This window comes from Streptomyces sp. NPDC026377 (genome assembly GCF_055567715.1).
In genome coordinates, this window is the sequence record NZ_JBVHPV010000005.1 from 18,503 (window position 1) to 45,348 (window position 26,846).

General features: G+C 72.2%; 19 protein-coding genes. 4 read left to right on the top strand and 15 right to left on the bottom strand.

Features of this window, described 5'->3' with window-relative positions; genetic code table 11:
* Positions 1 to 5: 5 nt before the first annotated feature.
* The 3 genes from ACZ4MU_RS12710 to ACZ4MU_RS12720 all read right to left on the bottom strand — a co-directional run bounded on the left by ACZ4MU_RS12710 (position 6) and on the right by ACZ4MU_RS12720 (position 4,048).
* Complete coding sequence (locus ACZ4MU_RS12710) at positions 6 to 1,022, bottom strand: PhoH family protein (RefSeq protein ID WP_467874710.1); 1,017 nt, start codon at positions 1,020 to 1,022, stop codon at positions 6 to 8.
* Between the two features lie 490 nt (positions 1,023 to 1,512).
* Positions 1,513 to 2,637: a carbohydrate kinase family protein gene (locus ACZ4MU_RS12715; RefSeq protein WP_467874713.1), complete on the bottom strand. Its 1,125-nt coding sequence runs from the start codon at positions 2,635 to 2,637 to the stop codon at positions 1,513 to 1,515.
* A 97-nt stretch (positions 2,638 to 2,734) separates the two neighbouring features.
* On the bottom strand, positions 2,735 to 4,048 hold the full coding sequence (locus ACZ4MU_RS12720) for a glucarate dehydratase family protein (RefSeq protein WP_467874715.1): 1,314 nt from the start codon (positions 4,046 to 4,048) through the stop codon (positions 2,735 to 2,737).
* 260 nt (positions 4,049 to 4,308) lie between these two features.
* Between ACZ4MU_RS12720 and ACZ4MU_RS12725 the strand changes: the two genes are divergently transcribed.
* Positions 4,309 to 5,517: an MFS transporter gene (locus ACZ4MU_RS12725; protein WP_467874717.1), complete on the top strand. Its 1,209-nt coding sequence runs from the start codon at positions 4,309 to 4,311 to the stop codon at positions 5,515 to 5,517.
* Positions 5,518 to 5,701: 184 nt separating this feature from the next.
* Here the strand turns inward: ACZ4MU_RS12725 and ACZ4MU_RS12730 are convergent, their stop codons facing one another.
* The 8 genes from ACZ4MU_RS12730 to hrcA all read right to left on the bottom strand — a co-directional run bounded on the left by ACZ4MU_RS12730 (position 5,702) and on the right by hrcA (position 13,052).
* Positions 5,702 to 6,715 (bottom strand): adenosine deaminase, encoded by a 1,014-nt coding sequence (locus ACZ4MU_RS12730; protein WP_467874719.1) that lies wholly within the window; start codon positions 6,713 to 6,715, stop codon positions 5,702 to 5,704.
* Positions 6,716 to 6,779: 64 nt separating this feature from the next.
* Positions 6,780 to 7,691, bottom strand: a complete 912-nt coding sequence (locus ACZ4MU_RS12735; RefSeq protein WP_467874722.1) for a ribonuclease Z — start codon at positions 7,689 to 7,691, stop codon at positions 6,780 to 6,782.
* Positions 7,692 to 7,714: 23 nt separating this feature from the next.
* Positions 7,715 to 8,074, bottom strand: coding sequence for a histidine triad nucleotide-binding protein (locus ACZ4MU_RS12740; RefSeq protein WP_467874725.1), 360 nt, complete (start codon positions 8,072 to 8,074; stop codon positions 7,715 to 7,717).
* A 120-nt stretch (positions 8,075 to 8,194) separates the two neighbouring features.
* Positions 8,195 to 8,734: a hypothetical protein gene (locus ACZ4MU_RS12745; protein ID WP_467874727.1), complete on the bottom strand. Its 540-nt coding sequence runs from the start codon at positions 8,732 to 8,734 to the stop codon at positions 8,195 to 8,197.
* A gap of 92 nt (positions 8,735 to 8,826) precedes the next feature.
* Positions 8,827 to 9,579: a 16S rRNA (uracil(1498)-N(3))-methyltransferase gene (locus ACZ4MU_RS12750; RefSeq protein WP_467874730.1), complete on the bottom strand. Its 753-nt coding sequence runs from the start codon at positions 9,577 to 9,579 to the stop codon at positions 8,827 to 8,829.
* Positions 9,580 to 9,589: 10 nt separating this feature from the next.
* Positions 9,590 to 10,666, bottom strand: a complete 1,077-nt coding sequence (locus ACZ4MU_RS12755) for a nitronate monooxygenase (protein WP_467874732.1) — start codon at positions 10,664 to 10,666, stop codon at positions 9,590 to 9,592.
* A gap of 232 nt (positions 10,667 to 10,898) precedes the next feature.
* Positions 10,899 to 12,035, bottom strand: coding sequence for a molecular chaperone DnaJ (gene dnaJ / locus ACZ4MU_RS12760; protein WP_467874734.1), 1,137 nt, complete (start codon positions 12,033 to 12,035; stop codon positions 10,899 to 10,901).
* Positions 12,036 to 13,052, bottom strand: a complete 1,017-nt coding sequence (gene hrcA, locus ACZ4MU_RS12765) for a heat-inducible transcriptional repressor HrcA (protein ID WP_406556377.1) — start codon at positions 13,050 to 13,052, stop codon at positions 12,036 to 12,038.
* Between the two features lie 178 nt (positions 13,053 to 13,230).
* Between hrcA and ACZ4MU_RS12770 the strand changes: the two genes are divergently transcribed.
* Positions 13,231 to 13,962 (top strand): MBL fold metallo-hydrolase, encoded by a 732-nt coding sequence (locus ACZ4MU_RS12770; protein ID WP_467874737.1) that lies wholly within the window; start codon positions 13,231 to 13,233, stop codon positions 13,960 to 13,962.
* Between the two features lie 47 nt (positions 13,963 to 14,009).
* Positions 14,010 to 14,828 (top strand): DUF3097 domain-containing protein, encoded by an 819-nt coding sequence (locus ACZ4MU_RS12775; protein WP_467874740.1) that lies wholly within the window; start codon positions 14,010 to 14,012, stop codon positions 14,826 to 14,828.
* A 374-nt stretch (positions 14,829 to 15,202) separates the two neighbouring features.
* Here ACZ4MU_RS12775 and hemW read toward each other — a convergent pair whose 3' ends face one another.
* Positions 15,203 to 16,435, bottom strand: coding sequence for a radical SAM family heme chaperone HemW (gene hemW / locus ACZ4MU_RS12780; RefSeq protein WP_467874743.1), 1,233 nt, complete (start codon positions 16,433 to 16,435; stop codon positions 15,203 to 15,205).
* A 127-nt stretch (positions 16,436 to 16,562) separates the two neighbouring features.
* A complete protein-coding gene (locus tag ACZ4MU_RS12785; RefSeq protein ID WP_467874746.1) occupies positions 16,563 to 18,479 on the bottom strand; it encodes a SpoIIE family protein phosphatase in 1,917 nt (638 codons plus the stop codon).
* A gap of 179 nt (positions 18,480 to 18,658) precedes the next feature.
* On the opposite strand from ACZ4MU_RS12785, the gene ACZ4MU_RS12790 reads away from it, so the two are divergent.
* Positions 18,659 to 22,738 (top strand): HAMP domain-containing protein, encoded by a 4,080-nt coding sequence (locus ACZ4MU_RS12790; protein WP_467875501.1) that lies wholly within the window; start codon positions 18,659 to 18,661, stop codon positions 22,736 to 22,738.
* A gap of 115 nt (positions 22,739 to 22,853) precedes the next feature.
* Here ACZ4MU_RS12790 and ACZ4MU_RS12795 read toward each other — a convergent pair whose 3' ends face one another.
* Together ACZ4MU_RS12795 and lepA are read right to left on the bottom strand one after the other, a co-directional pair.
* Complete coding sequence (locus tag ACZ4MU_RS12795) at positions 22,854 to 24,740, bottom strand: AMP-dependent synthetase/ligase (RefSeq protein ID WP_467874748.1); 1,887 nt, start codon at positions 24,738 to 24,740, stop codon at positions 22,854 to 22,856.
* A gap of 193 nt (positions 24,741 to 24,933) precedes the next feature.
* Complete coding sequence (gene lepA, locus ACZ4MU_RS12800) at positions 24,934 to 26,799, bottom strand: translation elongation factor 4 (RefSeq protein ID WP_358832421.1); 1,866 nt, start codon at positions 26,797 to 26,799, stop codon at positions 24,934 to 24,936.
* Between the last annotated feature and the right edge of the window lie 47 nt (positions 26,800 to 26,846).

Here is a 26,846-nt window from a genome sequence, read left to right on the forward strand (position 1 = left end):
TCTGACTACTTCCCGTTGCGGTCCTGCTGGCTGTCGTACTTCTCGTACGCGTCGACGATACGGCCGACGAGCTTGTGCCGGACGACGTCCTGGGACGACAGCCGGGAGAAGTGGACGTCCTCGACACCCTCCAGGATCTCCTGGACCTGGCGCAGACCGCTCTTCGTGCCGTTCGGGAGATCGACCTGGGTGATGTCACCCGTGATGACGATCTTCGAGTCGAAGCCGAGACGGGTGAGGAACATCTTCATCTGCTCGGCGCTGGTGTTCTGCGCCTCGTCCAGGATGATGAACGCGTCGTTCAGCGTGCGGCCGCGCATGTACGCCAGCGGGGCGACCTCGATCGTGCCGGCCGCCATCAGCCGGGGGATGGAGTCGGGGTCGAGCATGTCGTGCAGCGCGTCGTAGAGCGGGCGCAGATACGGGTCGATCTTCTCGTAGAGCGTGCCCGGCAGGAAGCCGAGGCGCTCGCCCGCCTCGACGGCGGGGCGGGTCAGGATGATCCGGGTGACCTGCTTGGACTGCAGGGCCTGGACCGCCTTGGCCATGGCGAGATAGGTCTTTCCGGTACCGGCGGGGCCGATGCCGAAGACGATCGTGTGCTTGTCGATCGCGTCGACGTACCGCTTCTGGTTGAGGGTCTTGGGGCGGATCGTGCGACCACGGCTGGAGAGGATGTTCTGGGTCAGGACATCGGCCGGGGTCTCGTGGCCGTCCTCCGCTCTGCCGTTCTCGCTCGCTCTGAGCATGGCGATCGAGCGTTCCACTGCGTCCTCCGTCATCGGCTGACCGGTGCGGAGCACCAGCATCATCTGGTCGAACAGGCGTTGGATGAGCGCGACTTCCGCCGGGGCCCCCGTGGCACTGATCTCATTGCCCCGGACATGGATGTCGGCCGCCGGGAAGGCCTTCTCGATCACGCGCAGCAGCGAGTCCCTGGATCCGAGCAGCATCACCATCGGGTGCTTGGCAGGGACCTCGATCTGGGCACTCGCCTGCGGCTGTGTGGGTGTCTGAGTCATGGGCCGGCTCTGTGGCCTGCGCATACCTCCCGTTGCAGGGTTCTCGCTGCTCGACAACCTCTGGACTACCAAGCGTACGACCTGGCGCTGACAGCGCCGAGAGGTTTTCGGACGGGGCCTTGTGTTGCCCGGACTTTGTCTGCGGGCCGTGGCGGGCTGGCCGCGCGGTTCCCCGCGCCCCTCGAAGGGGCCGGTCTTTGTCTGCGGGTCGGTCGTGGTTGCTCGCGCAGTTCCCCGCGCCCCTAGGGGGTCGTGCCTGCTCCGGCCCGTAAGGAGCACCCTGAGGGAACGCCCGCAGGGCGCCCTGAAGGGGCGCGGGGAACTGCGCGAGCAACCCACCACCGTCCCGCAGGGACAGACGGTGACCAGCCCACGAGGGGGCGCGGGGAACTGCGCGGCCGGCCCACCACCGGCCCGCAGACAAAGACCGGGTGAACATGCGGCGCGGGGAACTGCGTGGGCAGCCCGGCACGGGGGCGCAGGGGGACGGTCACGCCGGGCGGCGGAAGCCGATCGTGGGGACGGCGCGCCGCAACGGCCACGGCCGGGCCGCACCGGGCAGCAGGGCCTCCAGGAACTCGTAGCGCCGCAGAGCCGCCGGATCCTGGCCGGACCGAGTCCGCACGGCCTGCCACCACGCCGCGATCTCCGCCCACCCCGGCGCCGAAAGCGAACCCCCGAACTCCTGGACGGACAGCGCGGCCGTCAGCCCCGCGAAGGCGAGCCGGTCCGCGAGCGGCCACCCGGCCAGCGTCCCGGTGACGAACCCGGCCACGAACACATCCCCCGCCCCCGTCGGGTCGAGCGCCTCCACCGCGATCGCGGGGACCTCCGCGGTCTCCCCGGTCGAGCCGTCCACGGCGTACGCGCCCTCCGCGCCCAGGGTGACCACCGCGACCGGCACCCTGTCGGCCAGCGCGCGGGCCGCCGCGCGAGGGCAGTCGGTGCGGGTGTAGCGCATCGCCTCGCCCGCGTTGGGCAGGAACGCCTCGCAGTGCTCCAGGCCGGTCAGCCCCGCCAGGTCCCAGTGCCCGGTGTCGTCCCACCCCACGTCGGCGAAGATCCGCGCGCCGCGCCGTGCGGCGTCGGCGATCCACTCCTCGGTGCGGCCGGGCACCAGCGAGGCGATCGCGGCACGCGCGCGGGGCGGCACGGCCGGGGCGGCCTCCTCCGGGGGTGCCTCGTGGCCGTGCGAGACCATGGTCCGCTCGCCCTCGTACGCCATGGAGACGGTGACCGGCGAGTGCCAGCCGGGCACGGTCCGCGACAGCGACAGGTCGATGCCCTCGCCCTGCTCCAGCGCGTCCCAGCAGTACTCGCCGTAGTGGTCGTCGCCGAAGGCCGCCGCCAGGGAGGTGTGCAGCCCGAGGCGGGCGAGCGCGATGGCCATGTTGGCGACGCCCCCGGGGCTGGAGCCCATGCCGCGCGCCCAGGACTCGGTACCGCGCACCGGGGCGGAGTCGAGGCCGGTGAAGATGATGTCGAGGAAGACCGTGCCGGTCAGGAAGACGTCGCACTCCGGGTCGCGGGGCCCGCGCACCTTGCCCAGCGGGTCGACACCCGCGCTGTGCCCCAGGTCTGCGCGGTCCTGCTGCTCTCTGCTGGATGTGGTCACGGCGGACTCCCGTTCGCGTACGGATGGGGCCAGTGTGCCCGATCCGTACACGCCGGGAGCCGCCGCCGGGGGTCGGGGGCGCGGCGGGCGGCCGCGTCTACCAGCGCGGCAGCTCCGGCGTGCGCCACCGCTCGTACCCGGGAGCCCGGCGCATCGCGGCGGCGTCGTCGCGGTCGCGGCAGGCGCCGTCGTCGGCCAGCCAGCGGCGGTGGAGCCGGTCGAGGGCGTCGCGGTCGAGGGTGACGCCGAGCCCGGGAGCGTCGGAGACGGCCAGGCGCCCGTCCCGGAAGACGTGGCGGTCCACGATGACGTCCTCACTCTGCCAGGGGTAGTGGCTGTCGCACGCGTAGTCGAGGTTGGGCACGGTCGCGGCGACGTGGGTCATGGCGGCCAGGCTGATGCCCAGGTGCGTGTTGGAGTGCATGGACAGGCCGATGCCGAAGGCACGGCAGATCGCCGCCAGTTCCCGGGTGTTGCGCAGCCCGCCCCAGTAGTGGTGGTCGCTGAGGACGACCTGCACGGCGTCGGTCAGGAACGCCTCGCGGATCTCGGGGAGCGTGGTCACGCACATGTTGGTGGCGAGCGGGACGGAGGTGGCCGCGGAGACCTCCGCCATCGCGCGCGTGCCGGACGCCGGGTCCTCCAGGTACTCCAGTACGTCCGCGAGTTCGGCGGCGACGCGCAGTGAAGTGGCGGTGCTCCAGGCGCCGTTCGGGTCGAGCCTCAGCGGGCGCCCCGGGAAGGCCTCGGCGAGCGCCCGGATCGCGGCGGTCTCCTGCTCGGGCGGGAAGACACCGCCCTTGAGCTTGAACGAGCCGAACCCGTACTCCCGCACGAACCGCCGGGCCTGCGCCACGATCCCCTCCGGGCCGAGCGCCGCGCCCCAGTCGTCCTTCTCCCCCGCCCCGCCCGGGTGTTCGGCCCACCGGTAGAAGAGATAGGCGCTGTACTCCACGCTGTCGCGGACCTTGCCGCCGAGGAGGGTGTGCACGGGCATAGACAGCGTCTTGCCGAGCGCGTCGAGGCAGGCGACCTCGAAGGCGGAGACGACGGAGAGCCGCAGCTTGTCGGCGCTCTGCACTCCGCGCAGCCCGCCGACGTCCAGGGAGTGGTCGACGTAGGCGTCGTCCACGGGCAGCTTGTTCATCATTGTGAACAACCCGTTGAGGTCCGCCAGGGCGTGCCGGGCAGCCAGGAGGGCGTCGGCGTACGGCCGGGCCAGCTCCAGGTACTTGGTGTCGCCGTAGGTCTCCCCGACCCCGATGACGCCATCGTCGGTGATCACTTCGACGACGAGGCGGGGGGTGTAGGGCTGGTGGACGCCCTGCGCGTTGAGGAGCGGGGGGTCGGAGACGAGGACGGGGGTGAGCCGGACATCGACGAGACGGATCGACTGCGACGGTACATCCATAGGAATGGAGACTAGATATGTGAACAATCGAGGTCAAGGGAAAGGGCGCTGACGACGCACGCGGGCACTGCCACTACCCGGCCCCTCACCTTCGGAAACAGAGAAGTGACCTAGATCACCAAGGGTCGGCTTTCACGGGCTCGGGCGGCTTGATACAAATTGGGCCGCGTTCCCGTACGTGACAACACCGGGCGCATCCCCCCTCTTTGCCCCCGTCTCCCCGCCTTCTGCCCGTTCGGGCACCGCTCCTGGGAACGCCCATGTCCGCACGCCCCCGTGCCGCCTGGCCGCTGGTCGCCGTCTTCACGGCCGGCTATCTGGCCGCCTATCTGCTCCCCACCGTCGTGGGCCGCCTCTCGTCGGGCCTCGGCCTGCCGCCCACCGGGGCCGGACTCATCGGCTCCGTCCTGCTGTTGAGCTCCGCGTCGGCGGGCTTCGCGCTGGCGGGGCGGGTGGAGCGGTACGGGGAGCGACGGCTCGCGCGGCTGGGTCTGCTGCTCGCGCTGGCGGGTTACGGAACCGCCGCGCTGAGCTCGCTGCTGCCGCTGGTGGTGGCGGGGGCGGTGGTCGGGGGCTTTGGGTCCGGTACGGCGACGGCGGTGGCGGCGTCGGGGATGGCCGCGCGGCGGGACCCGCACCGGCTGACCACGCTGGGACTGCTGTCGGTCTCGGCGACGGCCGGGGCCCTGTATCTGACGCTCCCGCACCTCGGAGGCGGCCACGGGCTGCCGTTCGTGGCGATCGCGGGGGTGGCGGGGCTGGTGTGGCCGGCGACGGGCCGTCTGGCGGGGCGGGCCACCGCGCCTTCCACGGGGGCCGGGCCGTCCTCGCTCCTGCCGCACCGGCGGACCGGGGCGGTGCTGGCGGCGGCGATGCTGTGCTGGTCCCTGGCGCAGAACGCGCTGTGGGGCGTGAGCGGGCGCATCGGCCTGACCCAGGCGGGGCTGGACGAGGTGACGGTGGGGGCGGTGTTCGCGGTCGCGCTGCTCGCGGGGCTGCTCGGGGTGACGGGCGCGGGGGCGCTGGGCGCGCGGCTGGGGCGGGCGGTGCCGATCGGGGGCGGGACGGTGGTGATCGCGGGGTGCGTGCTGGTGAGCGCGTCCGCGCGGGGGCTGGTGTCCTTCGCGTCCGGCGAGATCCTGTGGAACGTCTTCTACCCGGTGGTGCTGTCGTACTTGATCGCCCTGGCGGCGTCCCTGGACCCGCGCGGCCGCTGGGCGGTCCTGGCGGGCTCCGCGTCGTCGCTCGGGGTGGCGTGCGGGCCGCTGACGGGGAGCGTGCTGTCGGCGTGGGTGGGGTTCGGGGGGATGGGGGTGGTGCTGGGGGCGCTCCTGCTCCTGGTGGCGGCCCCCCTGACGCTCCTGGCCCGCCCCGGCGCGCGCCCGGTCCCGGTGCTGGAGCCTGCGGCGCAGCGGGTGGGGCACTTGGTGGGGCAGCCGGTGGGCGGGGAGTTCGGGCTGTCGGTGTGAGTCCGTCTGCGGGCGAGCGGGGGCTGAGCGCGCAGTTCCCCGCGCCCCTGGGCAGTCCGGCTCGCCCGGCATCCGGAGGCCCCAGGACCGGGGCGCGGCCCCGTCCCACAGGGGCGCGGGGAACTGCGCGACCAGCCCCCACCGGCCCGCACACCACCACCGCCGACAGGCGCCCCCGGAGGGTTCAGGGAACGGGCGGGGTGGGGAACTCGTACGCCTCGACCTCCGCCAGGTACCCCTCCCGCTCCCCCTCCCCCAAAAACGCCGCCACGAACGAATTCCGGGCCAGCGCCCGCAGCTCCTCCTCCGACAGCCCCAGCGCCGCCCCCACCGCATCGAACGTGTCCCCGACGTACCCGCCGAAGTACGCCGGATCGTCGGAGTTCACCGTGCACACCAGCCCCGCGTCCATCATCCGCCGCAGCGGATGCTCGGTGAGCGTGGACACCGCCCGCAGCCGTACGTTGGAGAGCGGGCACAGCGTCAGCGGGATACGGTCGCGGACCAGTCGGGCCACCAGCTCCGGGTCCTCCAGGGCCCGCAGCCCGTGGTCCACCCGCTCCACGCCCAGCACGTCGAGCGCCTCGGTGATGTACGACGGCGGCCCCTCCTCCCCCGCGTGCGCCACCTTCCGCAGCCCCAGCGAGTCCGCCATCGCGTACACCTCGCGGAACTTCGCCGGCGGATGCCCGACCTCCGCCGAATCGAGGCCGACGCCCGTGATCCGGTGCAGATGCGGACGCGCCGCCTCCAGCGTCTCCAGGGCTGACTCCGCCGACAGGTCGCGCAGGAAGCAGAGGATCAGCCGGGTCGTGACGCCGTGGCGCGCCTCGCTGCGGTCCAGGGCCCGACCGAGCCCCTCCACCACCGTCCCGATCGGCACCCCCCGTGCCGTGTGCGCCTGCGGGTCGAAGAAGATCTCCGCGTGCCGCACCCCCTGCGCCGCCGCCCGCGCCAGATACGCCTCCGCCAGCGCCTCGAAGTCCTCCTCCGTACGCAGCACCGCCATCAGCGAGTAGTACAGGTCCAGGAAGGACTGGAGGTCGTCGAAGAGGTACGCCTCGCGCAGCTCCTCGGTGTCGGCGTACGGCAGCTTCACACCGTTGCGCGCGGCCAGTTCGAAGGCGAGCTCGGGTTCGAGGGTGCCTTCGATGTGGAGGTGGAGTTCGGCCTTGGGGAGGGGGAGGGGGAGGGGCATGGAGGTACTTCCTGAAAAAGAGCGGCCCTGCGGCCGGATCGTCGATGTGGTTGCGGCGACGCGGTTACGGCGTACGTCTCGGCAGCGGCACCCGCGTCAGGTCCGCCGCGACCGTCAGCTCCCCCTCGAAACCCGCCGCCCGCGCCTGCCGCGCGAAGTCCGCCGGGTCCGCGTACCGCTGCGAGAAGTGGGTGAGGACGAGGTGGCGCACCCCGGCGTCCCGGGCGGCCCCGGCCGCCTGGCCTGCCGTCAGGTGCCCGTGGTCCTCGGCCAACGTCGCGTCCTCGTCCAGGAACGTCGACTCGATGACCAGCATGTCGCAGCCCTCGGCCAGCGCGGGCACCGCGTCGCAGAGCCGGGTGTCCATGACGAAGGCGAACCGCTGGCCGCGCCGCACCTCGCTGACGTCGGCGAGCGTCACCCCGCGCAGTACGCCCTCGCGCTGGAGGCGGCCCACGTCGGGACCGGTGATGCCGTGCTCGGACAGGAGGGCGGGCAGCATCCGGCGCCGGTCCGGCTCGGTGATCCGGTAGCCGTAGGACTCGACGGGGTGCGAGAGCCGGCGCGCTTCGAGCGTGTACGCGTCGGTCGCGGCCAGCACCGCGTGCTCGCCCTCGACCGGGGCCTGCGCCAGCTCGACCGTCTCGCGGTAGGCCGTCGCGTACCGCAGCCGGTCGAAGAAGTGCCGGCCGCTCGCCGGGTAGTGCGCGGTGACCGGGTGCGGCACCCGGTCGAGGTTGATCCGCTGGATCACCCCGGCGAGCCCCAGCGAGTGATCGCCGTGGAAGTGCGTGACGCAGATCCGGTCGAGGTCGTGCGCGGCCACCCCGGCCCGCAGCATCTGCCGCTGGGTGCCCTCGCCGGGGTCGAAGAGGATGCCCTCGCCGTCCCAGCGCAGCAGATAGCCGTTGTGGTTGCGGTGCCGGGTCGGGACCTGGCTGGCGGTGCCGAGCACCACCAGTTCACGTACGGACAAGGGGGGTTACCGGTCCTGTCCCGCTAGCCGGGCGGCCACTGCAGGCCGCGCCCGCCCAGCACATGGGCGTGGGCGTGGAAGACGGTCTGGCCCGCGCCGGTGCCGGTGTTGAAGACGATCCGGTACCCGCTGGTGTCGATCCCCTCGGCGACGGCGATCTCCCCGGCCTCGCGCAGCAGGTCGGCGGCGACCGCCGGCTCGGCGGCGGCGAGGGAGGCCGCGTCGGGGTGGTGGACGCGCGGGATGACCAGGACGTGCGTGGGCGCCTGGGGGTTGATGTCGCGAAACGCCACGACGGTCGCGGTCTCCCGGACGACGGTCGCCGGGACGTCCCCCGAGACGATCTTGCAGAACAGGCAGTCCGCCTGCGGCTCTCCGGCCACGGTCCTGGGCTCCTCGGTCGCGGTGGGACAAGGGGAAACGGGTGGGCACAATCGATCAGTCAGCAGCATGCTACTGACGTCTGCCCGCCGATCCCCACGCGCCCCGGTCCCGCCGGGCCGTCATTTGCCCTGGAACGTCTCCGTCACGGTCACCGTGACCGTCACCGTCGGGCGGCCGCCCGGCTTGCCCGGCTTCCCCGGGGGCCTCGGCGTGCTCCGGTTCGGCGGCGGCGCGTTGCAGTCGCCCAGGACGCTCGCGCGGAAGACCGTGCGGTCCGCGACCTTCGCCGTCAGATCGCCCCGGACACAGCGGTCCTCGCGCTCCTCCGTCACCTTGCCGGTGACGCTGATCTTCTTGTTGTCGTCGGTGCGGCCCCGGCAGTCGACCGTGGCGACCGTACGGGTCGAACCGGCCGACGGCGTACGGGTCGACGAGCCGCCGTCGACCTTCGCGGTGCAGGTCAGATACCGCACCTTGAAGCCCTCGTGCTCCAGCTTGCTCGTCGCGACCTTGTCGGTGGTCACCGAGACGGTGACCGAGCTCATGCCGCCGACCGGGTCGCAGGCCGCGGCCCCGGCCGCCGCCGAGGCGACCAGGCCGAGCGCGGCGAGCGCGCGCCGGTGCCGCAGCGGCCACGTGACGTATCTCCTTGCCCCCATACGCGCCAGCGTCCCACCCCCGCGCCGGACGCGGTAGACGGCTTTACGACGCGGGGCGGAGGCCGGCCGGGGGCCGGCCTCCGCCCGCGGCCTCACGACCAGCGGCCGGTGCGTCCCATCAGCAGCGCCGCCGCGGCCGTACCCGCCGTGGAGGTGCGCAGCACGCTCGGACCGAGCAGATACGGCCGGGCGCCCGCCTCCGCGAAGAGGGCCAGCTCCTCCGGCGACACGCCCCCTTCGGGGCCCACGACCAGGACGATCTCGCCCCGGACGGGCAGCTCGGCCGTGGCCAGCGGCTCGCTCGGGACGTCGCTGCCCTCGTGCAGCACGGCGGCGAAATCAGCCGTGGCCAAAAACGCGGCAACCTGCTTGGTCGTCATCGCGTCCCGTACCTCCGGGAACCGCACCCGGCGCGACTGCTTGCCCGACTCGCGGGCCGTGGCGCGCCACTTGGCGAGGGACTTGGCGCCCCGGTCGCCCTTCCACTGCGTGATGCAGCGCGAGGCCTGCCACGGCACCACGGCGTCGACGCCCACCTCGGTCATCGTCTCGACCGCGACCTCGCCCCGGTCGCCCTTGGGCAGCGCCTGGACGACGGTGATGCGCGGCTGCGGCTCCGGCTCGTCCGTCAGCGAGTCGAGCTGGACGATCAGCCGGTCCTTGCCCTCGGTCTCCAGGACCACGCAGTCCGCCCAGGTGCCCGACCCGTCGGTGAGGACGACGTCCTCACCGGGCTTGAGCCGCTTCACGGAGACGGCGTGCCGCCCCTCGGGGCCGTCCAGGACGTACCGGCCGCCCGGCCCGGACTCGTGGAAACGCTCGACGACGAAGACCGGGGCGGTCATGACGTACTCCTCATGTGTTTCGGTTTCTCGACGCGGCGGCCACCGCTGCCAGCGCCGCGTCCATCTCGGCCGCCAGGACCTCCACCAGCTCTCCGGCGGGCAGCGCCCGCGCCAGCCGGTGCCCCTGGCCCGCCCACAGCGCCATGCCCTGGGCGTCGCCGGCCGCCGCGGCGGCCCGCCGCAGCCCGGCGGTGATCTGGTGCACCTGGGGATAGGCGGCCGGGGCGTACGGCCCGTGCTCGCGCATGAAGCGGTTGACCAGGCCACGAGCCGGGCGTCCGGAGAACGCCCGGGTCAGCTCCGTACGGACGAAGAGGGGGTTGGTCAGGGCCTGCTTGTGCAGGGCGTGCGCGCCGGACTCGGGGCAGGCCAGGAACGCCGTGCCGAGCTGCGCCGCGTCCGCGCCCGCCGCGAGCACCGCCGCGATCTGGGCTCCGCGCATCAGGCCGCCCGCCGCGACGATCGGCAGCGTCACGCTCTCGCGGACCTGGGTGATCAGCGTCAGCAGCCCGAGCCCGGAGCCGTCGGTCTGCGGGTCGTCGCGGTGCGTCGACTGGTGGCCGCCGGCCTCGGTCCCCTGGACGCACACGGCATCGGCCCCGGCGACCTGCGCGGCCAGCGCCTCGTCGGGGGTGGTCACGGTGACGACGGTGTACGTGCCGAGGGCGGCGAAGGCGGCGAGCACCTCGCGCTCGGGGCAGCCGAAGGTGAACGAGACGGCCGCGACCGGGTCCTCGCGCAGGATCGCCAGCTTGGCCTCGTAGCCGTCGTCGCCGCCGGAATCTGCGTCGCCCAGCGGTGTCCCGTACCAGGTGGCCTCGCCCGCGAGCTGGTTGCGGTACACCTCGACGACGGCCGGGTCGGTGTGCGGCGGCTGCGGCATGAACAGGTTGACCCCGAAGGGGCGCCCGGTGAGCCCGCGCAGCTGCTTGATCTCCTGGTACATGCCGTCGGCCGTCTTGTACCCGGCGGCCAGGAACCCGAGTCCGCCGGCCTCGCAGACCGCGGCGGCCAGGCCGGGGGCGGAGACGCCACCGGCCATGGGAGCCTGCACGATCGGATACCGGCAGAGATCGGTCAAAGCCATGCCCGCATCGTGCCACGGGTGCGCTCGGGCACCGAATCGCCCGTCCCGCCGTGGGCTGGGCCCCGCCCCCGTGGCCTGCGGCCGTCCTGGGCTCCGCCCCGGGTCCGGACTTCCGCCTGCGGACCGTGCGGGGTTGCTCGCGTGGTTCCCCGCGCCCCTGACTACCTGGGGACGCGGGGAACCACGCGAGCGACCGACCGCACAGCCGCAGACGAACAACCGGTCCCAACGGTCACCGACCGTTGAACGCGTCCTTCAACCGGGAGAACAGCCCCTGCTGGCCGGGCTGGAACTGGCCCGTGGGGCGCTCCTCGCCGCGCAGCTTCGCGAGCTGGCGCAGCAGATCCTCCTGCTGCGGGTCCAGCTTGGTCGGCGTGGTGACCTCGACGTGGACGATCAGGTCGCCCCGGCCGCCGCCGCGCAGATGCGTCACACCGCGCGCGTGCAGCGGGATGGACTGGCCCGACTGGGTGCCCGGGCGGATGTCCACCTCCTCCATGCCGTCCAGCGTCTGCAGCGGCACCTTGGTGCCGAGCGACGCCGCCGTCATGGGGATCGTCACCGTGCAGTGCAGATCGTCGCCGCGGCGCTGGAAGACGTCGTGGTTGAGCTCGTGGATCTCCACGTACAGATCACCGGCGGGGCCGCCGCCGGGGCCGACCTCGCCCTCGCCCGCGAGCTGGATCCGGGTGCCGTTGTCGACACCGGCCGGGATCTTGACCGTGAGCGTGCGGCGCGAGCGGATGCGGCCGTCGCCGGCGCACTCCGGGCACGGCGTGGGCACGACGGTCCCGAAGCCCTGGCACTGGGGGCAGGGGCGGGAGGTCATGACCTGGCCGAGGAAGGAGCGGGTGACCTGGGAGACCTCGCCGCGGCCGCGGCACATGTCACACGTCTGCGCCGAGGTGCCGGGAGCGGCGCCCTCGCCGGAGCAGGTCGTACAGACGACCGCCGTGTCGACCTGGATCTCCTTGGTCGTACCGAAGGCCGCCTCGTTGAGGTCGATCTCCAGCCGGATCATGGCGTCCTGGCCGCGACGGGTGCGCGAACGGGGGCCGCGCTGCGCCGCGTTGCCGAAGAACGCGTCCATGATGTCCGAGAAGTTCCCGAAGCCGCCCGCGCCGAAGCCACCGGCGCCACCACCGCCGGAGGACGACAGGGGGTCGCCTCCGAGGTCGTAGACCTGCTTCTTCTGCGGGTCCGAGAGGACCTCGTAGGCGGCGTTGATCTCCTTGAAGCGCTCCTGCGTCTTCGGGTCCGGATTCACGTCCGGGTGGAGTTCACGCGCCAGGCGCCGGAACGCCTTCTTGATCTCGTCCTGCGATGCGTCGCGGCGTACGCCCAGTACGGCGTAGTAGTCCGTGGCCACTTACGACTCCGCCAGGATCTGTCCGACGTAACGTGCCACTGCGCGTACCGCTCCCATCGTTCCGGGGTAATCCATGCGGGTCGGTCCGACCACGCCGAGTTTCGCGACGGCTTCGCCGCCCGAACCGTAGCCGACCGAGACGACGGACGTGGAGTTCAGCCCTTCGTGGGCGTTCTCATGCCCGATTCGTACGGTCATGCCCGATTCTTTGGCCTCGCCGAGCAGCTTGAGGAGCACGACCTGCTCCTCCAGCGCCTCCAGCACCGGCCGAATGGTCAGGGGGAAGTCGTGTCCGAAGCGGGTGAGATTGGCGGTGCCGCCGATCATCAGCCGTTCCTCGGTCTCCTCCACCAGGGTTTCGAGCAGGGTGGCGAGCACCGTCGAAACGGTTCCTCGGTCCTCCGGCTCGAAGGATTCGGGGAGATCCTGCACCAGCTGCGGGACGTCCGCGAAGCGGCGCCCCACCACCCGGCTGTTGAGCCGGGCCCGCAGATCCGCCAGCGAGGTCTCGCCGAACGGCGCCGGACAGTCGACCATCCGCTGCTCGACCCGTCCGGTGTCCGTGATGAGCACCAGCATCAGCCGGGCCGGGGCCAGCGACAGCAGCTCCACGTGCCGCACGGTGGACCGTGTCAGCGACGGGTACTGCACCACGGCGACCTGCCGGGTCAGCTGCGCGAGCAGCCGGACCGTGCGCGCCACCACGTCGTCGAGGTCGACGGCGCCGTCCAGGAAGTTCTGGATGGCTCGCCGCTCCGGCGACGACAGCGGCTTGACGCCCGCGAGGCGGTCGACGAAGAGCCGGTAGCCCTTGTCCGTGGGGATACGGCCCGCGCTGGTGTGGGGCTGGGCGATGAAGCCCTCCTCCTCCAGCACGGCCATGTCGTTGCGCACGGTCGCCGGCGAGACGCCCAGCTTGTGCCGCTCGGTCAGGGCCTTCGAGCCCACCGGCTCCTCGGTCCCGACGTAGTCCTGGACGATCGCGCGCAGGACTTCGAGTCTGCGTTCACTGAGCACCGCGCACACCTCCAGCTGTCGTCCCTGGCCGCTCGGCCCTGGCACTCTGCGCGTTCGAGTGCCAGCGATCCCCGGCCAGTGTACGGCCGACCGGTACACCCCTAGCAAGGGCGGCCGCCCGTGACGCTCGCGGCGCGCTCGAACGCCCCGCCCCGGCCGCCCGGGATAGCGTCGTGTCATGGACGTCCCCTGGGAAGAGTTCGGCTGGGAGCGGCTGGGCGACGGCGTGGGCCGCCGCAGGCTGCCGGGGTGGGACGCGACGGTGGGCCTGGTCGCGGGCGAGGACGCCGTCCTGCTGTACGACACGGGCTCGACCCTGCGCGAGGGCGCCGAGCTGCGCGCCCAGGCGCAGGCGCTGCTCGGGCGCCGGGTGACGCATATCGCACTGAGCCATCCGCACTTCGACCATGTGCTGGGCACGGCCGCGTTCTCGGGGGCCCAGGTGTACGGCGCGGTCGGGATCGACCGGGTCCTGGACGGGGACGCCCTGCGGACCGACGCCGTCACCCACGGGGTCCCGCCCGCGCAGGCCGCCGAGGCGGCTGACCTGCTGGTGCGCCCACACAACTTCGTGACGGGCGAGTGGACGCTGGAGCTGGGCGGGCGGCAGGTGCTGCTGGCCAACGTGGGCCCCGGCCACACCGGCCACGACCTGGCCCTGCTGGTCCCCGCCTCGCCGGGCGTGCCCGGCTCGCCCGAGATCGTCTTCTGCGGTGACCTGGTCGAGGAGTCCGGCGAGCCGCAGGCCGGGCCGGACGCGGTCCGCACCCGCTGGCCCGCCGCCCTCGACCGGCTGCTCGCCCTGGGCGGCGAGGACGCGGTGTACGTGCCGGGGCACGGGGCGGTGGTGGACGCGGCGTTCGTCCGGGCGCAGCGGGTCGGGCTCGCCGAGGAATTCGGCGTGTCATAACGGCGTACACCCATATGGGCACATGATCCACCCGTATTCTCATCGGAATGCGCAGCTACAGCCCGGACCTGACTCCGCCCTGGAAGAAGGGGACCCCGGCTCCCGAGGTGCCCGCCGAGCTCGACCTGGTCGTCGAGGAGGTGACGACCGGGTTCTGCGGGGCGGTGCTCCGCTGCGAGGCGGGGACGGTGACCCTGGAGGACCGCTTCGGCAAGCAGCGGGTGTTCCCGCTGGCGGCCCGGGGGTTCCTGCTGGAGGGCAAGGTGGTCACGCTGGTACGCCCGCCGGCGCCCACGCCCTCGCGCCCGGCGCGCACCGCCTCGGGCTCCGTGGCGGTGCCGGGGGCGCGGGCGCGGGTGGCGCGCGCGGGGCGCATCTACGTCGAGGGGCGCCACGACGCGGAGCTGGTGGAGAAGGTGTGGGGGGACGACCTGCGCATCGAGGGGGTCGTCGTCGAGTACCTGTCGGGTATCGACGACCTGCCCGCGATCGTCGCGGACTTCGCACCCGGCCCCGACGCGCGCCTCGGCGTCCTGGTCGACCACCTGGTCCCCGGCTCCAAGGAGTCCCGGATCGCCTCGGCGGTCACGGGCGAGCACGTGCTGGTGGCCGGGCACCCCTACATCGACGTGTGGGAGGCGGTGAAGCCGGCGGCCGTGGGGATCGCGGGGTGGCCGGTGGTGCCGCGGGGGGAGGACTGGAAGACGGGGGTGTGCCGGGCGCTGGGGTGGCCGGGGAACACCGGGGCGGCGTGGCAGCGGATTCTCTCCGGGGTGCGGAGTTATCGGGATCTGGAGCCGGAGTTGCTGGGGCGGGTGGAGGAACTGATCGACTTCGTGACGTCCCCCACCCCGCCCCTCCCCTAAACCCTCCGGGGGCAGGGCTCCGCCCCGAGCCCTGTTCCGCAGTGCCGGCCCGCGCCCCGGCGGGGGCCGCTCGCGCAGTTCCCCGCGCCCCTTTCGGGCCGGGGATTCGCCTGCGGACCGTGCTGGGTTGCTCGCGCAGTTCCCCGCGCCCCTGAAGATGCCGCTGCGCGGCAATCCCCTGGGCGCCCCGAAGGGGCGCATCCCAGGGGCGCGGGGAACTGCGCGGCCAGCCCACCACCGGCCCGCAGCCAAAATCCAAGGCCCGAAGGGGCGCGGGGAACTGCGCGAGCGGCCGCCACCCACCCGCCGCCGGGGCCGGGCAGGGCCGGGACCGGGGCCGGGCAGGGCCGGGACCGGGGCCGGGCAGGGCCGGGTCAGTCCACCAGGTTCCGCACCACCCCGTCCGCCAACAACCTCCCCCGCAACGTCAGCACCGCCCGCCCCTCCCCGTACGGCCCGGCCTCAAGCAGCCCGTCCGACAGGGCGCGGCGCGACGCCGCGAGACCCGCCGGGCGCAGCAGCGACAGCTCGCAGCCCTCCCGCAGCCGCAGCTCCAGCAGGATGCGCTCCACCCGGCGATCCTCCGCCGAAAGGACCTCCCGCCCCGCCCCCGGCGTACGCCCCTCCGCCAGAGCCGCCGCGTAGGCACCCGGATGCTTCACGTTCCACCACCGCACGCCCCCCACATGACTGTGCGCCCCGGGACCCGCCCCCCACCAGTCCGCGCCCCGCCAGTACAGCTCGTTGTGCAGGCAGCGGCCCGCCTCCGTGGTGGCCCAGTTCGACACCTCGTACCAGTGGAAGCCCGCCTCCGCCAGCACCGAGTCCGCGATCAGATAGCGGTCCGCGTGGACGTCGTCGTCCGTCATCGGGACCTCGCCCCGGCGGATCCGGCGCGCCAGCTGCGTACCCTCCTCGACGATCAGGGCGTACGCGGAGATGTGGTCGGGGCCCGCCCCCACCGCCGCCGCCAGCGACTCGCGCCAGTCCTGGTCCGACTCCCCTGGCGTGCCGTAGATCAGGTCGAGGTTGACGTGGTCGAAGCCCGCCGCCCGCGCCTCGGCCACGCACGCCTCGGGGCGGCCCGGCGTGTGCGTACGGTCGAGGATCTTCAGGACGTGCTGCTTGGCGCTCTGCATGCCGAAGGAGACCCGGTTGAACCCCCCGGCCCGCAACTCCTCCAGGTACGCCCGGTCCACCGACTCGGGGTTCGCCTCCGTCGTCACCTCCGCGTCGTCCGCCAGGCCGAACTCCTCGCGTACGGCCGCGAGCATCCGGACCAGGTCGGCGGCCGGGAGCAGGGTCGGGGTGCCGCCGCCCACGAAGACCGTACGGACCGGGCGCGGGTCGTCGCCGAGCACCTTGCGGGCCAGCCGGATCTCGTCGGTCAGGGTGGCCGCGTAGTTGTCCCGGGACGCCAGGACGCCGCCGGAGCCGCGCAGCTCGGTGGCGGTGTAGGTGTTGAAGTCGCAGTACCCGCAGCGCGTGGCGCAGTAGGGAACGTGCAGGTAGAAGCCGAGCGGCCGCTCCCCTGCGCCCTCCAGGGCGGAACCGGGCAGCGCCCCGTCCTCGGGCATGGGCTCACCATCGGGCAGTACGGAAGGCATGCCCCCATTGTCCGCCACCGCGGACGGCCCCGGGCACGCCCCTGTCCTGGCACACCGCACACCGCACACCGCACACCGAGCGTGCGTGCCGGCGTCGGGGCGCGGACGGCGGGCCGAAGACAGGCTCTCAGCGCGCCTGGAGCACCAGGAGCGCCAGATCGTCCTCCGGCGGCGTGGTGCCGAAGGCGTACACCGCCCGCTTGACGCTCTCCGCGACCCCCGTCGCCGTCATGCCCACGCACCCCGCGAGCACCGCCGCGAGCCCGTCGCCGTCGTCGAACATCTGCCGCCCGGAGCGGCGCTCGGTCACCCCGTCCGTGACGCACAGCAGGGTGTCGCCGGGCATCAGCCGGAAGCTCTCGCTCTCGTACGCCGCCCCCTCCACCACCCCGACCAGCACCTGCGGCACCGCCGCGGCCCGCACCGACCCCTCGGGCCGCAGCAGCAGCGGCAGCGGGTGACCCGCGCTCGCCAGGGTGCACAGGACGCCGCCGCCGCTCTCCGGCGGCACCGGGACCAGCTCCCCGTACAGCAGGGACAGGAAGCGGGCCTGCGGGCCCTCGGTCACCTCGCGGCCGCCCGCCGCCGCGACCATCCGGGCGGCCGCCTCGGCGGCCTCGACGCCGTCGTCGACGAGCAGCTTGTTGAGGCGGTCCAGGACGTCGTGGACCGCGTACCCCTCGCGGGCGAGCAGGCGCAGCCAGGGCCGCACCAGGCCGGTGACGACCGCCGCCTCCGGGCCGCTGCCCTGGACGTCGCCGAGCGCGAAGCACCAGCGGCCGTCGGCGCCGGGGAACAGGTCGTAGAAGTCGCCGCCCGCGACGCCCTCGCCGCTGGGCTGGTAGACCAGCGCGCTGTCGACGCCGGGGATCTCCGCCACGCTCGCCGGCAGCAGTCCGCGCTGGAGGACCCGGCTGATGGTGACCTGGCGGGTGTACTGGCGCGCGGCGCCGATCGCCAGCGCCACCCGGCGCACGAAGTCCTCGACCAGTCCGGTGACCTCGTCGGGGATGCGCGCGGTCCCGGCCCGCCCGAGCATGAGCACGCCGACGGCCCGGCCGCCCGCCACCATCCGGTACGCGAGCGCCGCCCCGTCGTCGCCGTCCTGCGGGGCGGGCCAGGGGATCGGGACCGGGCCGCCGCGCGCCGACTCCGGCAGCCGGGGCGGGTCCTTCTCCAGGACCGCCCGCAGCTCGTCGATCCCCGACTCACGGGCGTGCCACACCCGGGCCAGGCGGGGCTCGCCGGCCGGGCCGCCGGTCTCCGGGTCGAGCCAGATCGCGCACCAGTCGCAGAGCCGGGGCACCAGGAGCTGCCCGGCGAGCGCCGCGATCATGTCCTCGTCGAACTGGCCCGCCAGCAGGTCGGAGGCCTCCGCAAGGAAGGAGAGGGCGCCCCGGTTCACCCAGTCGCGGTCCTGCCCGAGGGGGGCGCCGCAGCCGGGGGCCGCCGGTGTCCCGGCGGCGCGCGGTCCGCGCCGGAGCCGGTCGTCGCGGCCCGGGTCGTCCTCGCCCGGGGAGGCGTCCCCCGCGTCGAGGAGCAGCCGTGCCCAGACCGTCTTCAGGCCGGTGCGGTAGGTGATGCCCCAGCAGTCGGCGAGCGCGGCCACCAGGTGCAGCCCGCGCCCGTCCGGCGCGCCCGGCTCGCGCGGGCCGCGCGGCTCGTGGCGTACGGCCCGGGAGGGGTGGTGGTCGGAGACCTCGACGACCACCGCGCCGGGCTCGTCCCCGGCGGGCGGCTCCAGGCGGCAGACCAGCTCGACGGTGGTGCCGGCGTGCACCACGGCGTTGGTCACCAGCTCGTTGACGAGTATGGCCACCTCCTCCGCGGCCCGTTCGTCCAGCCCGTCGGCGCCGGGCGCGCCCTGGGCGGTCCAGTCGGCGAGGGCGGCGCGCGCGAAGCGGCGGGCGGCGGCGGGCGCGAGCGGGTTGCCGGGCAGGCCGGTGCGGGCGGCGGACGCGGGCCGGCGCTCCGCCGCGCCAGGAGAGGGCACCGGGCCGGGCGGGCGGTTCCCGCTCTCCCGCTGCGTTGGAATGGACCCCACGGTGCGGCTCCTGATCGGTTCTCACATTGCGCACCTCATGACACCGACAGAGTGACAGACTGAGCGTGCCCATAAGCACCGAGTCACTGAAGTGGGCCGGGATGAACAGAGACAGCGCCGCGCCGCCCGAGGGCGGGGAGTGGGTCCGGGCACTGGAGTTGCGCCCGTTGCTGGCCGCGATGACGGCGCTGCGGGACGGCGACTTCGGGGTCCGCCTCCAGGAGACGCACGAGGGGATCCCCGCCGAACTCGCCGCGATCTTCAACCAAGTGGCCGTGCGCAACCAGCACTTCACGGACGAGCTGCAACGGGTGCGCCGCGAGGTCGTGCGCCACGGCCGGCTGGACGAGCGGCTGGCGGCGAGCCCGGGGCAGGGCGCCTGGACGGCCGGGGTGGACAGCGCGAACACCCTGATCGACGCCCTGGTCGTCCCGGCGGCGAACGCCACCCGGGTCCTGGACGCGGTGGCGGGCGGCGATCTGACCCAGCGGGTCGACCTCCACGACGGCAACCGCCAGTTGCGCGGGGATCTGCGCCGGCTCGGCCGCGCCGTCAACAAGATGGTGGACCAGCTCTCCCTCTTCACCGGCGAGGTGACCCGGGTCGCCCGCGAGGTCGGCACCGAGGGGCGCCTGGGCGGACGCGCCAAGGTGCAGCGCCTGAGCGGCAGTTGGCGGGACGTGACCGAGGCCGTCAACACGATGGCCTCCCGGCTGACCGCGCAGGTCCGCGACATCGCGGCGGTGACCACGGCGGTGGCGCGCGGCGACCTCACCCGTACAGTGACGGTCGAGGCGACCGGTGAGCTCCTTGAGCTGAAGCTCACCGTGAACACGATGGTCGACCAGCTCTCCGCCTTCGCGGACGAGGTGACCCGGGTGGCGCGCGAGGTCGGCACCGAGGGTCAGCTGGGCGGGCGGGCGCAGGTCCGGGGCGTCTCGGGGGTCTGGAAGGACCTCACGGACAACGTCAACTTCATGGCGTCGAACCTCACCTCCCAGGTCCGCAACATCGCCCAGGTGACCACCGCCGTCGCCAACGGCGACCTCTCCCAGAAGATCACGGTGGACGCCCAGGGCGAGATCCTGGAGCTGAAGTCGACCATCAACACCATGGTCGACCAGCTCTCCGCCTTCGCCGACGAGGTCACCCGCGTGGCCCGCGAGGTCGGCACCGAGGGCAACCTCGGCGGGCGCGCCCAGGTCCGGGGCGTCTCCGGGGTCTGGAAGGACCTCACCGAGAACGTCAACTTCATGGCGGACAACCTCACCTCCCAGGTGCGCAACATCGCGCTCGTCTCGACGGCGGTGGCCCAGGGCGACCTCGGCAAGAAGATCACCGTGGAGGCGAAGGGCGAGATCCTGGAGCTGAAGTCGACCATCAACACCATGGTCGACCAGCTCTCCGCCTTCGCCGACGAGGTCACCCGGGTGGCCCGCGAGGTCGGCACCGAGGGCAACCTCGGCGGTCAGGCGCAGGTGCGCGGGGTGTCCGGCGTCTGGAAGGACCTGACCGACAACGTCAACTTCATGGCGTCGAACCTCACCTCCCAGGTGCGCAACATCGCCCAGGTGACCACGGCCGTCGCCAACGGCGACCTCTCCAAGAAGATCACCGTGGACGCGCGCGGTGAGATCCTGGAGCTCAAGGACACCGTCAACACGATGGTGGAGCAGCTGCGGGCGTTCGCGGACGAGGTGACCCGGGTCGCCCGCGAAGTGGGCACGGACGGGCGCCTCGGCGGGCGCGCCCAGGTCCTCGGCGTCTCCGGCGTCTGGAAGGACCTCACCGACAACGTCAACTACATGGCGGACAACCTCACCTCCCAGGTGCGCAACATCGCCCAGGTGGCGACCGCGGTGGCCCAGGGCGACCTCTCCAAGAAGATCGACGTGGACGCGCGCGGCGAGATCCTGGAGCTGAAGACCACCATCAACACCATGGTGGACACGCTCTCCTCGTTCTCCTCCGAGGTCACCCGGGTCGCCCGCGAGGTCGGCTCGGAGGGCCAGCTGGGCGGCCAGGCGCGGGTCGAGGGCGTGTACGGCACCTGGAAGCGCCTGACCACCAACGTCAACGAGCTCGCCCTCAACCTCACCACCCAGGTCCGCGCGATCGCGGAGGTGGCCTCGGCGGTGGCCCAGGGCGACATGTCCCGCTCGATCACCGTGGAGACCCGGGGCGAGGTCTCCGAGCTGAAGGACAACATCAACCTGATGGTGTCCAACCTGCGCGAGACGACCCGCGCCAAGGACTGGCTGGAGTCGAACCTGGCGCGCCTGGCGGGTCTGATGCAGGGCCACCGCGACCTGATGGAGGTCGCGGACCTGATCCTGCGTGAGCTGACCCCGCTGGTGAACGCCCAGTACGGCGCGTTCTTCCTGGCCGACCCGGGCAACGAGGGCACCCCGTCCCGTACGACGTCGACCACCAAGGGCCTCGCCTTCATCGCGGGCTACGGCTCCGCCCAGGGCGCGACCGTGGACACCACCGGCATGCCGGGCCACGGACTGGTGCGCCAGGCGGCGCTGGAGAAGAAGCGGATCCTGCTGGAGGAGGCGCCGCCGGACTACATCAAGATCAACTCAGGGCTCGGCGAGGCGTCCCCGGCCAGTGTCGTGATCATCCCGATCCTCTTCGAGGACAAGCTCCTCGGCGTGATCGAACTGGCCTCCTTCTCCCGCTTCTCCGATGTCCACCTGGCCTTCTTCGACCAGTTCGTGAACACCATCGGCGTCGCGATCAACACCATCATCGCCAACTCCCGTACGGAATCGCTGCTCAGCGAGTCCCAGCGGCTCGCCATCCAGCTCCAGGAGCGCTCGGACGAACTCCAGCGCCAGCAGGCCGAGCTCCAGCGCTCCAACGCCGAGCTGGAGGAGAAGGCGGCCCTGCTCGCGACCAGCTCCCAGTACAAGTCGGAGTTCCTGGCGAACATGTCGCACGAGCTGCGCACCCCGCTCAACTCGCTGCTCATCCTGGCCCGGCTGCTCTCCGACAACCCGGACGACCACCTCTCCGACCAGGAGGTGCAGTTCGCCAGCACGATCCACCGCTCCGGCTCGGACCTGCTCCAGCTGATCAACGACATCCTGGACCTGTCGAAGATCGAGGCGGGCCGGATGGACGTGCGGCCCAAGAAGCTGCCGCTCATCAAGGTGCTCGACTACGTCCACGCCACCTTCCGCCCCATCACCCTCGACCGGGGCCTCGCCTTCGAGGTCGCGGTGGGCGAGGACGTGCCGCGCGAGATGTACTCGGACGAGCAGCGGCTCCAGCAGATCCTGCGCAACCTGCTCTCCAACGCGATCAAGTTCACCTCCTCCGGCCGCGTCGAGCTCCGCGTCACCCGGATCAAGGACCCGGACAACGGGGTGGTGCCGGGCGCGGACGACCTGATCGCCTTCGAGGTCACCGACACCGGCATCGGCATCGCGCCCGAGAAACTCCCGGTGATCTTCGAGGCGTTCCAGCAGGCCGACGGGACGACCAACCGCAAGTACGGCGGCACCGGCCTCGGCCTCTCCATCAGCCGCGAGATCGCGGGCCTGCTCGGCGGCCGGATCATCGCCGAGAGCGAACCGGGCCGTGGCTCCACCTTCACCCTGTACGTGCCGGTGCTCCACCCCGGCCATGTGTCCGCCGAGCCGGACCAGCTCCCCCAGCTCACCGCCGACCCGGCCCGGCCTTCCGCCACCGAGCCCGTGCTGATGGCCGAGCAGGACGACGTCTGGCCGCCCACCACCAGGCTGGAGCAGTGGAAGGAGGGCCGGGCGGGGCAGGTGCTGCCCGGCCGGCGGGTGCTGATCGTCGACGACGACATCCGCAACGTCTTCGCGCTCACCCATGTGCTCGGCCGGGTCGGCATGCCGGTGCTGTACGCGGAGAACGGCCGCGAGGGTATCGAGTCCCTGGAGCGCAACCCGGACGTCGAGCTGGTCCTGATGGACATCATGATGCCCGAGATGGACGGATACGAGACGATCGAGGCCATCCGCCGCAGCCCCCTGTGGGCCGATCTGCCCATCGTCGCCCTGACCGCGAAAGCCATGCCTGGCGACCGCGAGAAGTCCATCGCGCAGGGCGCCAACGAGTACGTGCCCAAGCCCGTCGACGTGGACCGGCTGCTCACCGTGGTGTGCGCCCTGCTCGACCCGGAGGGCGAGGACGCGGCGGGCGCCGACCCGGCAGGCACGTCATCCGTACCGAAGCAGTCGAGCGGCGCCGGGGACACCGCCACCGCCGCGCCGACCACGTAGGGCGACACGATGAGTCCAGCGGCACCGTCCGGCGACCGGGAGAGACCGCCGACCGGAGCTGCTGCTCGCCCGCGAACAGCGGCGGGGGCGCTGCTGAGCGCCCCCGCCCGCCGCGCTACACCTCGCGCGAGCCGGAGTACATCTCGTCGATCAGATCCTTGTACTCACGCTCGACGACCGGCCGCTTCAGCTTGAGGCTGGGGGTGAGCTCGCCGTGCTCCACGTCGAGGTCGCGCGGCAGCAGCCGGAACTGCTTGATGGTCTGCCAGCGCTGGAGGCCCTCGTTGAGACGCTTCACATAGCCCTCGATCAGCGCCACCGTCTCCGGGTTCGCGACCACCTCGGCGTACGAGCCGGTGACCCCGTGATCCTTGGCCCAGCCCAGGATCGCGGGCTCGTCCAGGGCGATCAGCGCGGTGCAGAAGTTCCGGTCTGCGCCGAGCACCAGGATGTTGGAGACGAACGGGCAGACCGCCTTGAACTGGCCCTCGACCTCGGCCGGCGCGATGTACTTGCCGCCGGACGTCTTGATGAGGTCCTTCTTGCGGTCGGTGATCCGCAGATAGCCGTCCGCCGAGAGCTCGCCGATGTCACCCGTGTGGAACCAGCCGTCCGACTCCAGCACCTCGGCGGTCTTCTCGGGCAGCTTGTGGTAGCCCTCCATGATGCCGGGACCGCGCAGCAGGATCTCGCCGTCGTCCGCGATGCGCACCTCGAGACCGGGCAGCGGCTTGCCGACCGTGCCCGTCCGGTAGGCCTCGCCCGGGTTCACGAAGGAGGCGGCGCTGGTCTCGGTGAGCCCGTACCCCTCCAGGATGTGGATCCCGGCGCCGGAGAAGAAGAAGCCGATGTCGGGGGCGAGCGCGGCGGAACCCGAGACCGCTGCGCGCAGCCGTCCGCCGAACGCCTCCCGGATCTTGGCGTACACCAGCGCGTCCGCGACCTTGTGCTTGGCGGTGAGGCCGAAGGGGGCGGTCGCCCGGCCGGTGCGCCGGAAGTTGTCCTGACTGGCCTTGGCGTACTCACGGGCCACCTCGGCGGCCCACTGGAAGATCCTGTACTTGGCCCCGCCGGCCTCCCGCGCCTTGGCGGCCACACCGTTGTAGACCTTCTCGAAGATCCGGGGCACCGACGCCATGTAGGTGGGCTGGACGACCGGCAGATTCTCGATGATCTTGTCGACCCGGCCGTCGACGGCCGTCACGTGCCCGACCTCGATCTGGCCGGAGGTGAGCACCTTGCCGAAGACGTGGGCGAGCGGCAGCCAGAGGTACTGGACGTCGTCGGCACTGATCAGCCCGGTCGCCGCGATCGCCTTCGCCATGTACGACCAGTTGTCCTGCGGCAGCCGCACGCCCTTGGGGCGGCCGGTCGTCCCGGAGGTGTAGATCAGCGTGGCCAGCTGGTCGGAGGTGATCGCCGCGATCCGCTCCTTGACCGCGTCCGGGTGCTTCTCCAGATACGCGGCGCCGCGCGCCTCCAGCTCGGCCAGGGTGAGCACCCAGCCCTCGGGGTCGCTCTCGACGGGCTCGGCGCCGGCCGCGTCGAAGACCACGACGTGCTTCAGCTCGGGCAGCTCGGCGCGGCGCTCGCGGGCCTTGGCGAGCTGGGCCGCGTTCTCCGCGAAGAGCACCCGGCTCTCGGAGTCGCCCAGGATGTAGGCGGACTCCTCGGCGTTGGTCTGGGGGTAGATCGTGGTGGTCGCGCCGCCCGCGCACATCGTCCCGAGGTCGGCGAGGATCCACTCGATCCGGGTGGAGGAGGAGAGCGCCACGCGCTGCTCGGCGGTCACACCCAGATCGGCGAGCCCGGCCGCGATCGCGTAGACCCGCTCGGCGGCCTGGCCCCAGCTCAGCGACTTCCACTCGTCGGGCCCCTGCCCGTCGGCGGCCGGGACCGGGTGGCGATAGGCCTCCAGGTCCGGAGTGGCCTCCACGCGCTGGACGAAGAGGGCCGCCACGGACGGTGGCCGGTTCTCGATCAAGGTATGTGTGTCGCTCACGACGTCCTCCGGGCCGGCCTGCGGCAGAGCTGTGGCTGCTTCTTGTTTAACTGGCGAGTAACCATCGGGCCGTGATCAGAGTAGAGCGACCCCGCCCCGCCGCGTAAGAGGCAGCGGAAGGTGGTTTCATAACGAACGGACCCCCGCTCGGAAGAGCGGGGGTCCGTCACGGCACCGGTCGGCTACTCGCCGGTCACTTCTTCTTGCTCGCAGACTCGTCGCTGGACAGCACCGCGATGAAGGCCTCCTGCGGAACCTCCACGGAACCGACCATCTTCATCCGCTTCTTGCCTTCCTTCTGCTTCTCCAGCAGCTTCCGCTTACGGGAGATGTCACCGCCGTAGCACTTGGCGAGGACGTCCTTGCGGATGGCGCGGATGGTCTCGCGGGCGATCACCCGGGAGCCGATCGCGGCCTGGATGGGCACCTCGAAGGCCTGGCGGGGGATGAGCTCGCGCAGCTTGGCGACGAGCCGCACACCGTAGGCGTACGCCGCGTCCTTGTGGGTGACCGCCGAGAACGCGTCGACCTTGTCGCCGTGGAGCAGGATGTCGACCTTGACGAGGCTGGCGGACTGCTCGCCGGTGGGCTCGTAGTCGAGCGAGGCATAACCCCGGGTCTTGGACTTCAGCTGGTCGAAGAAGTCGAACACGATCTCCGCGAGCGGCAGCGTGTAGCGGATCTCGACGCGGTCCTCGGAGAGGTAGTCCATCCCGATCAGGGTGCCGCGCCGGGTCTGGCACAGCTCCATGATCGAACCGATGAACTCGCTGGGCGCGAGGATCGTGGCACGCACGACCGGCTCGTACACGTCCGAGATCTTCCCCTCGGGGAACTCACTCGGATTGGTGACGGTGACTTCCTTGCCGTCCTCCAGAACCACCCGGTAGACCACGTTCGGCGCGGTCGCGATGAGGTCGAGCCCGAACTCGCGCTCAAGACGCTCACGGATCACGTCGAGGTGGAGCAGGCCGAGGAAGCCGACGCGGAAGCCGAAGCCGAGCGCCGCCGAGGTCTCCGGCTCGTACACCAGCGCGGCGTCGTTGAGCTGGAGCTTGTCGAGGGCCTCGCGCAGGTCCGGGTAGTCCGACCCGTCCAGCGGATACAGACCCGAGAAGACCATCGGCTTGGGGTCCTTGTACCCGCCGAGCGCCTCGGTGGCGCCGTGGTGCAGGGAGGTGATGGTGTCACCGACCTTGGACTGGCGGACGTCCTTCACACCGGTGATCAGATAACCGACCTCGCCGACACCCAGCCCGTCGGCGGGCAGCATCTCCGGCGAGTTGGTGCCGATCTCCAGCAGCTCGTGCGTGGCACCGGTCGACATCATCCGGATCCGCTCACGCTTGTTGAGCTGTCCGTCGACGACACGGACGTACGTCACGACGCCCCGGTACGAGTCGTAGACCGAGTCGAAGATCATCGCGCGGGCGGGGGCGTCGGCCACACCGACCGGCGCGGGCACGTCGCGCACCACGCGGTCGAGCAGCGCGTCCACCCCGACACCGGTCTTCGCGGAGACCTTCAGCACGTCCTCGGGCTGGCAGCCGATGAGGTTGGCCAGCTCCTCGGCGAACTTCTCCGGCTGCGCGGCGGGCAGGTCGATCTTGTTGAGGACGGGAACGATGGTGAGGTCGTTCTCCATGGCGAGGTAGAGGTTCGCCAGGGTCTGCGCCTCGATGCCCTGAGCGGCATCGACGAGCAGGACGGTCCCCTCACAGGCGGCCAGCGACCGCGACACCTCGTACGTGAAGTCCACGTGCCCCGGGGTGTCGATCATGTTCAGGATGTGGGTGCTGCCCTGACCCGGCCCCTCGGTGGGGGCCCAGGGCAGCCGCACGGCCTGACTCTTGATCGTGATGCCGCGCTCGCGCTCGATGTCCATCCGGTCGAGGTACTGAGCACGCATCTGCCGCTGGTCGACCACGCCGGTCAGCTGGAGCATCCGGTCGGCAAGGGTCGACTTGCCGTGGTCGATGTGCGCGATGATGCAGAAATTGCGGATCAGAGCCGGGTCGGTACGGCTCGGCTCGGGCACGTTGGTAGGAGTCGCGGGCACGCAGGGTCCTGATTCTTGAGACGCGGGGCGTCTCGTCTCGGGCGATG

Bases quoted from the DNA above. Each gene is read 5' to 3' on its own strand.
- ACZ4MU_RS12755 (WP_467874732.1), bottom strand. From the start codon at position 10,666: ATGGCTTTGACCGATCTCTGCCGGTATCCGATCGTGCAGGCTCCCATG.
- ACZ4MU_RS12725 (WP_467874717.1), top strand. From the start codon at position 4,309: ATGTCCGCACGCCCCCGTGCCGCCTGGCCGCTGGTCGCCGTCTTCACG.
- ACZ4MU_RS12775 (WP_467874740.1), top strand. From the start codon at position 14,010: ATGCGCAGCTACAGCCCGGACCTGACTCCGCCCTGGAAGAAGGGGACC.
- ACZ4MU_RS12790 (WP_467875501.1), top strand. From the start codon at position 18,659: ATGACGGCGCTGCGGGACGGCGACTTCGGGGTCCGCCTCCAGGAGACG.
- ACZ4MU_RS12710 (WP_467874710.1), bottom strand. From the start codon at position 1,022: ATGACTCAGACACCCACACAGCCGCAGGCGAGTGCCCAGATCGAGGTC.
- ACZ4MU_RS12730 (WP_467874719.1), bottom strand. From the start codon at position 6,715: ATGCCCCTCCCCCTCCCCCTCCCCAAGGCCGAACTCCACCTCCACATC.
- ACZ4MU_RS12750 (WP_467874730.1), bottom strand. From the start codon at position 9,579: ATGACCGCCCCGGTCTTCGTCGTCGAGCGTTTCCACGAGTCCGGGCCG.
- ACZ4MU_RS12720 (WP_467874715.1), bottom strand. From the start codon at position 4,048: ATGGATGTACCGTCGCAGTCGATCCGTCTCGTCGATGTCCGGCTCACC.
- ACZ4MU_RS12745 (WP_467874727.1), bottom strand. From the start codon at position 8,734: ATGGGGGCAAGGAGATACGTCACGTGGCCGCTGCGGCACCGGCGCGCG.
- ACZ4MU_RS12770 (WP_467874737.1), top strand. From the start codon at position 13,231: ATGGACGTCCCCTGGGAAGAGTTCGGCTGGGAGCGGCTGGGCGACGGC.
- hemW (WP_467874743.1), bottom strand. From the start codon at position 16,435: ATGCCTTCCGTACTGCCCGATGGTGAGCCCATGCCCGAGGACGGGGCG.